Raw genomic sequence first — 6676 nt, forward strand, 5'->3', positions numbered from 1 at the left:
TTTTTGGAAAATTGGATTTCAAGTGAGTGTATTGAATGGCGTATTTAAAGGCGAGAATCTGCTGGATTGCTTCTTTGGTGTGGGTTTGTTTTTAAATCGACGCCCTTCGGGCGTCAAAGAGGAGAGCAAACCCCTTTAGAAAGTTCTATTTCAAAAAATTTGGCGAAAGCTTTTTCCATAACGTTCGAAATTCTGAAGGGTTTCCCCGGTGAGTGTCGCCGGAATGGACTAAAGGCCGGTACCCGGAAAGTCCTCAGTCGTCATCCTTCTCGTTCCAGTCCTCCAGAACGTGGGTGCGGCGCATCTTGTCGGCGAAGTCCCAGAACCTCGGGATCGCCATGAAGAGCACACCTATTCCAAGGACTATAACCGCCGCAACCGCAACGGCCAGACCATCGCTGCTGAAGGCCCAGAAGGTCATGAGGAAAGGGGCCAGGGCTATGCCGAGTATGGCCGAGACCGCTATGAGCATGAGCAGCCTGTAGCCGTACCTCTCCATGAACAGGGCGAAGTCCATACCCTCACCGATGATAGGGGGCAGTTGAAGTATAAATACGTTTTCTTCGGGGACAAAATTTATAAAGGCAACCCCACACCTAATCAACGGGCGCAGCCCCGTGGTGTAGCGGCCAAGCATGCGGGACTCTGGATCCCGCGACCGGGGTTCGAATCCCCGCGGGGCTACCATTCACCGGGCTCCGGATAGGTTTCCGTTTCGAACCCCGTGTTATACCCCCTTTAGTACCCCTTTTCCCTGCTGGAATTCCATGGACATCTGACCGGTTATAGGGGAATCTCGAGGAAGTCTTCCCCCATCGGATTGTTCTTGATCGTTCTTCAATTCTCTGGATATTCTCCAGGAAAACTTCCGTGGTCCTGAGTAAAGGAGAGCGAAACGCTCCCCGATGGGATGTTTATATGCTCTCGTTTTTTCTATGGCTCAAATTAACGATTAAATCGCCTGAAATTCGAAAATCGGACTTTCTAGCAACCCTTAAATAGTCCCCCGATCAACTCCCAAGTGGTGTTTTCAACACGGGAGGTAACTGGTATGATGACTGCCGTCAGCCTTGAGGGTGAGATACTGAACCTGCTCAGGGTTCACGGTTCTCTGAGTGTGGCGTTTATCACGAGGTTTCTCAACGAGAGGGGTTTTGACATCACGAGACAGAGGGTGGAGCGAACACTCAGGAACCTGATCGGAGGGGGGAAGGTGGAGGCGTTCTACGTCAACCGTAACAGACGGAAGCACTACCGTCTGCGGTGAAGGTCATGGGCGCAGCGACGACGATACTGGGAAACGACAGGAGAATGCTCATGATAGAGTTTCTCCATCGAAGGGAAGGACGAGCGGAGCTCAGGGATCTGGTGGAGTTCATAGCCGAGAGGGAGGGTGACACCGACAGAAGGCACAGGAAGAGCGTTTACGTCAGCCTCGTGCAGACGCACATTCCAAAGCTGGAGCGCGAGGGTGTCGTGAGCTTCAACCGGGGAGTGGTGACCCTCCTTAAGATACCCGAGGACGTTACCGTGTACATGGAGGTCGTCAACAGGCACGATATCAGCTGGAGCGCATTCTACACCGGCACCTCCCTGATCTTCATCGCGGCCGGGCTTCTCCTGGGGAACCCCCACCTGACGATGGCGGCCCTGGTTTACCTGGGCATAAGCATGATCCACCACTGGAAGGTCAGGCGCATCCCCTGAGCCGGGCGATCTTTTCCGGTAATCCTCCGTTACCCGCAGGTAAGCCGGAATTTCCTATATACGATGGGGGCCAAGCTGATACGAACATCCGATGATGGGCCGCCGCGAGGTGGTGCTGAAGGGTGTTAGAAACCTGTGGAGGAGAAAGCCATGAAGAAAATTTTGGCCCTGGGTATGCTGGGGCTGATGATCGCGGCGGCCTTTGCACTGGGCACGAGCGCGACCTTCAGGGACTACCGCGTCCAGAGGAGCTCGCATATCGCCGTCGTTCCGGACGACGATGAGCTCATCGACCTGACGCCGGTCCAGCCCTACGCATACATAAACGATGGGGGGCAGCTCGTCATAGATTTCTCGGAGAACAACCCCAACTGGCCGGGACACGACGACCCGACCTGGAAGGATGAGAACGGGACACCGATCAGGGGAATAGGCCTCAGTCCCCAGAGCAGGTACAACTTCGACCACGTTTTCAACGTGAGCAACCACCTGTGGGAGAACAAGGCAATAGTCGTTGAGGTCATTTCCTCAGACCCGGGAAAGGTGTCATTCTACGACCCCGGTGAGAACATGATCGCAACCGGTGGCAACGCAGTTCCCTACAACTCGGACACCGCGGTTGGAGACGTATGCTTCGTTCTACAGCCTGGAGAGGCCCTCGGCATCGGCATGGAGCTCGCGGCGGGCAACAGCCTCGGAAGCTACGACGTGACCATAACCGTCAAGGCCTGGCCAATTGACGACGCACCCATTACTTGCGGAGGCAGGTGATCGAAATGAAAAAGGTAATCGGAGTTTTCGTCCTGATAGCGGGACTACTGATAGCGGTCACCGCCAGCAGCGCCAACTTCGCCTACTTCCATGCCGACAGGAACGTTCACATCCAGATAGTTCCGGATGACAACGAGCTCATTGACCTCCGGCCAATTCAGCCCTACGCATACATAAACGACAACGGGATGCTCGTTATAGACATGAGCCACAACAACCCCAACTGGATGGACGGGTTCGGCGAGGGCGTGAGCCCGAACAGCACCTACGTCTTTGAGGAGATCTTCGGGGTCAGCAACGACCTGTGGGAGGGCACGCCCATATGCATGCACCTGACCTACAGCGGAGGCGATGAGGTCGGCCTCTTTGAGGGCGACTACACCAACACGACCGTTGGCCAGAGCTCACTCGACGTGACCGTTATGCCCGGAGACGTCGTCAGGATTGGAATGATCATAAACACCGACGGCGTAAGCGCCCCCAACTCAATCGATGGCCAGATCCAGTTCTGGGCCGAGGCAGGGGAATGCGGCACGGATTGATCTCTCGTTCTGGAGCCTTTGCTCCACTTTTGATGTTTCTTCAAGGGGGGAGGGAAGATGGGAAGGAAACGGGAACTCGCCGGTATCTGGCTGCTCCTGCTTCTGCTGATCGCGATCAGGGGGCTCCATCGGGGAAACCCGATCACGGTCGTTTACGCCACCGCGGACGGGAGGAACGTTTCGATCGAGAGACCCCTTCCCCCGTACGCCCATCACAAGAACGGTTTTCTGATGGTCGAGATATCCGGAGACAGTCCCCTCTACCCGGGTAACGGGAGGGGCCTCGGAACCAACGGAACCTACGTTTTTGAGGGGGTCTTCCTGATAGAGAACAACGAGAGCGAGACCGGTTACGGGGAGGTATGCGTGAGGGTAAGCTCCGATTCCCGGGGCATCGGGTTCTTCACGGGGCCCTTCGAGGGAACCTGGGATGACGTGATAGAGGTGACCCTCGGGGCCGACGAGAGCGCCGAGATCGGGATGAGGGTGAATACCACCGGGCTTGAGCGGGGGGACCACTGGGATGAAATAACCATAGAGGCCTGGGGAGGAAACTGCGGATGAGGACCCTTCTTGAGTACTCCCTCCTCACGATCATGGGCGTGCTGATAATAGGTTCGCTGGCCGGAGCAATCGTGGAGCGGCCCGTCTTCATGTCCTACGCCTACTCCGGGAGCATGACGCCGACGATCAGCAGAGGAGATGTGTTCTTCATCAACCCCCTCGACAGGAACCCGGGGGTGGGGGATATAGTGGTATTCCGGACCGGGAACGGCTGGACCGTCCACAGGGTGGTTGCGATTACCTCCGAGGGGTACATAACCAAGGGCGACAACAACGTTGCGACAGATCAGCAGGGCAGGGGGCTGGCCCCCGTTGAACGAAACCGCATAGCGGGCACCGTCGTGAGAATCGGAAACCGCGTGCCGAAGATACCGCGCCTCGGGAACTACCTCGGGGATGGCGTTTCCAACGGCTGGAAGATCGCCCTGGGAACTGCCTTCGTCATCGCAGGGATACTCTCCCTCGGCGGTGGGGGGAAAAGGGGAAGACGGAAGAATGGCTATCTGGTGATCGGCTTCGGAACCCTCTTTGCCCTGGTCTCGGCGATTCTGGTCATAATGGTGGCGATATCCATATTCGCCTCCTGGGAGGTTGTTCCCATCAACTACTCGGTGACGTCAGCCATCGGGAGCAGGGACAACTGGTACAAACCCGGGGAGGAGTTCCAGAGGGAGCTGGTCGTTGAGAACCACAACCCCTACCCGATGGTCTACTACCTTTCGGCGCGGTCACCGGTGACGGAAATCTCGCGCGAAAAGTTCAGTTTGCCCGGCGGCGGAAGGGAAAATCTAACAGTGACCATAGTGGCGCCCCGGACCACCGCCGTTTACTCGACGAAGGTCAGGATAAACGCCTATCCTCCACTGCTTCCCGGCCCCGTGATGGATCGGCTCTACCCGGTACACCCGATGGTTCCGGTCCTGGGCATTCTGGTGGTGTTCTCGGCCTTACTGGGATTGATCTACCTTCTCTCGGGGATCGGAAGCGAGGAGGCAATGAGAATAAGGAGGCGCAGGAACTTTTTGGGGGTGTTCAGACGATGAGAGGTTTTGCCCTGGCAATTACCCTTCTCCTGGCCATTCTGGTCATCGCGGGTTCGAGCGGTACCTTCGTGGAATTCGGCGGGGACAGGGGCATGAGGATGGAGGTAGTTCCCCACGGAAACGAATACGTGGGCGTTTTCTGTGAGAACGGGTACTCGGCGGTTGTCACGGTGCCGGTGGGCTCCGAGGTTAATTTCAGCGCTCTTGTCCTCCGCAACAGCCTGCCCGGGAACAGGGCCATCACCGTGTGGCTCTATCCGGATCACTCGGGCCTGGCCGGGAACTTGGAGGTTTCGGTGGAGACGGAGGACGGGGTGCCGGTTACCCTTGGGCCCGGAGGGGAGTACACCTTCTCCGGGTGGGTGAGGGGAGACGTGCCGGGTGAGTATCTAATCCCGGTGGAGGTTCGTGCGGAGTGGGACGATGGCGACGCCACCCTCAACCCCTGTCCCATCCGGGTGATCGTTACCGGGGGGCCGGGAATAGAGAAGGTTCTGCTCCACGGCAACGCGACCGGGATACCCCCCTGGAGCTACCAGGAGTGGGTCTTTCAGATAAGGGTGTACAACCCCACGGGGGAGGACATAGGGATAACAGTCACGGACACGGTGCCCGCAGGTCTACTGGTCAGCGAAACCTCCGCCAGCTCCGGGACGTACAGGTTCTGGAGGCACCGTCGCCGCGGGCGGACGAGCATTGAGTGGAACGTTACCGTTCCGGCCTTTGGGAGCGAGCACATGAACGTGACGGTTTTCACCGGAAGGTGCTGCTGTGTTCCCTTCACCTCGCCGGGAGAACACACGCTGAACGAGGGGGCGCTCATAGTGGAGTACGGGCTCAGGAGCAACCCCATAGTGGTCAGCGTGAGCCCGTGTCACAGCTCCCGCTGCGGTAAAGACAGGGAGGAAGGAGGATGGCAAAGATGAAAAGGATTGGTGAATTCCTGAGGAGGAGGGAGGTGCTGGGTGCCTTCCTGGTGCTGTTCCTCGTCTCCGGTTTCTACTCCATGAAGCTCATCGGAACAGGGGAGTACGACGTTAGATCCCGGAGGATTGGGACCTACGTTGAGGAGGGCAAGCTGAAGCACGAGGCCTACCTCCGGCCAAACGAACTCTACGGCTATCGCGTGGGCATGGAAAACTACCCGATACCGATGGTCGAGCGGTTCATCCTGACCTACGACTACAGGTCCAGGCCCGGGTTGAAGGGAACCTACGACCTGACGGTTAGGAGGGAGTACTACGTCACCAGGGGGAGTGAGGAGATCGTCCTCTGGGAGGACCGGCTCTTCGAGAGCAGCGGAAGACTGACCAACGGGAGCTTTCGCGATCAGTACGTCCTCGACCTCCGGGTTCTGGGGGAAAGGGGCGAGGAAATAGCAGAAGAGCTGGGCGTTAAAAGGCTCAGGAGCAGGGTAACGGTGGAGGCTGTCGTGAGGGGCGGAACCGCTGTCGGCGGAAGGGAACTATCGGAGTCCTTCCATCACAGTGTGGAGCTGGTGAAGGATCCAACGGCGGGCCTTTACTACTTCACAAAGACGGAGAAGGTCGAGAGGAGACCGATCACGGTGACGAGAACGGAAAAGACCACCGTTAAAGTGCTTGGGGTTGAGACTGACGTCGGGACCGCCAGAACGGTCACGGCCTCCCTGACGTTACTGTCGCTGCTGCCCCTGGTCGGCTACGCCTACACCGCTCGGAAGGGGAACGACGGACTGAAGAAGATCAGACCCTACATCGTCAGGGGATCACCGGAGAACGTGGACAGGGTCATCTACCTCAAAACCTCCGGGGACCTTGAGAGGGCCTTCGAGCTGATAGACAGGCCGATCGTCCACTACTCCGATGGAGGGGACGAGGTGTTCGCCATAATAGACGGCAACGTCGCCTACGAGTACCGGAGATCCTCCGGGGGAAAGGGAGAGAAGGCCAACTGATTCCCGCCCCTTCGGGTTTTTCTCACCAACAACTTTAAAAGCACTATCCGAAAGCCTAAGCTAGAAGTTCTGCAAAGAGGTTAGAGGTGGTTAGAGATGAACCCGTTCCACGA

9 protein-coding genes and 1 tRNA gene are annotated in these 6676 nt (G+C 57.5%); 9 read left to right on the forward strand and 1 reads right to left on the reverse strand.

The annotated features are described in order from the left end of the window. Positions 1–253: 253 nt before the first annotated feature. Positions 254–517 carry a hypothetical protein gene (locus tag MV985_RS07820; protein ID WP_297465030.1) on the reverse strand — a complete coding sequence of 88 codons (264 nt, stop codon included), beginning with the start codon at positions 515–517 and terminating at the stop codon, positions 254–256. Positions 518–611: 94 nt separating this feature from the next. On the opposite strand from MV985_RS07820, the gene MV985_RS07825 reads away from it, so the two are divergent. From MV985_RS07825 to MV985_RS07865, 9 genes are all read left to right on the forward strand, one after another. Further along, positions 612–687 (forward strand) — tRNA-Gln (locus MV985_RS07825). A 364-nt stretch (positions 688–1051) separates the two neighbouring features. Then, positions 1052–1267, forward strand: coding sequence for a hypothetical protein (locus MV985_RS07830; protein ID WP_297465032.1), 216 nt, complete (start codon positions 1052–1054; stop codon positions 1265–1267). A 5-nt stretch (positions 1268–1272) separates the two neighbouring features. Continuing rightward, positions 1273–1707 (forward strand): hypothetical protein, encoded by a 435-nt coding sequence (locus MV985_RS07835; RefSeq protein WP_297465048.1) that lies wholly within the window; start codon positions 1273–1275, stop codon positions 1705–1707. Between the two features lie 150 nt (positions 1708–1857). Then, positions 1858–2478 (forward strand): DUF1102 domain-containing protein, encoded by a 621-nt coding sequence (locus MV985_RS07840; protein ID WP_297465034.1) that lies wholly within the window; start codon positions 1858–1860, stop codon positions 2476–2478. 5 nt (positions 2479–2483) lie between these two features. Continuing rightward, a complete protein-coding gene (locus MV985_RS07845; protein WP_297465036.1) occupies positions 2484–3020 on the forward strand; it encodes a DUF1102 domain-containing protein in 537 nt (178 codons plus the stop codon). Positions 3021–3077: 57 nt separating this feature from the next. Next, the gene (locus tag MV985_RS07850; protein ID WP_297465039.1) at positions 3078–3584 is read left to right on the forward strand and encodes a DUF1102 domain-containing protein; all 507 of its coding nucleotides are present in this window, start codon (positions 3078–3080) and stop codon (positions 3582–3584) included. After that, a complete protein-coding gene (locus tag MV985_RS07855) occupies positions 3581–4627 on the forward strand; it encodes a signal peptidase I (protein ID WP_297465042.1) in 1047 nt (348 codons plus the stop codon). The genes MV985_RS07850 and MV985_RS07855 overlap by 4 nt, the downstream gene beginning before the upstream one ends. Further along, positions 4624–5553 (forward strand): hypothetical protein, encoded by a 930-nt coding sequence (locus MV985_RS07860; RefSeq protein WP_297465044.1) that lies wholly within the window; start codon positions 4624–4626, stop codon positions 5551–5553. Before MV985_RS07855 ends, MV985_RS07860 begins: the two co-directional genes overlap by 4 nt. Next, the gene (locus tag MV985_RS07865; protein WP_297465046.1) at positions 5541–6563 is read left to right on the forward strand and encodes a DUF5305 family protein; all 1023 of its coding nucleotides are present in this window, start codon (positions 5541–5543) and stop codon (positions 6561–6563) included. The genes MV985_RS07860 and MV985_RS07865 overlap by 13 nt, the downstream gene beginning before the upstream one ends. The last annotated feature ends 113 nt before the right edge of the window (positions 6564–6676 follow it).

The sequence above is a fragment of the Thermococcus sp. genome, from assembly GCF_027012695.1.
Classification (GTDB): domain Archaea; phylum Methanobacteriota_B; class Thermococci; order Thermococcales; family Thermococcaceae; genus Thermococcus.

Bases quoted from the DNA above. Each gene is read 5' to 3' on its own strand.
- MV985_RS07860 (WP_297465044.1), top strand. From the start codon at position 4,624: ATGAGAGGTTTTGCCCTGGCAATTACCCTTCTCCTGGCCATTCTGGTC.
- MV985_RS07835 (WP_297465048.1), top strand. From the start codon at position 1,273: ATGGGCGCAGCGACGACGATACTGGGAAACGACAGGAGAATGCTCATG.
- MV985_RS07850 (WP_297465039.1), top strand. From the start codon at position 3,078: ATGGGAAGGAAACGGGAACTCGCCGGTATCTGGCTGCTCCTGCTTCTG.
- MV985_RS07840 (WP_297465034.1), top strand. From the start codon at position 1,858: ATGAAGAAAATTTTGGCCCTGGGTATGCTGGGGCTGATGATCGCGGCG.
- MV985_RS07845 (WP_297465036.1), top strand. From the start codon at position 2,484: ATGAAAAAGGTAATCGGAGTTTTCGTCCTGATAGCGGGACTACTGATA.
- MV985_RS07820 (WP_297465030.1), bottom strand. From the start codon at position 517: ATGGACTTCGCCCTGTTCATGGAGAGGTACGGCTACAGGCTGCTCATG.
- MV985_RS07830 (WP_297465032.1), top strand. From the start codon at position 1,052: ATGATGACTGCCGTCAGCCTTGAGGGTGAGATACTGAACCTGCTCAGG.
- MV985_RS07855 (WP_297465042.1), top strand. From the start codon at position 3,581: ATGAGGACCCTTCTTGAGTACTCCCTCCTCACGATCATGGGCGTGCTG.
- MV985_RS07865 (WP_297465046.1), top strand. From the start codon at position 5,541: ATGGCAAAGATGAAAAGGATTGGTGAATTCCTGAGGAGGAGGGAGGTG.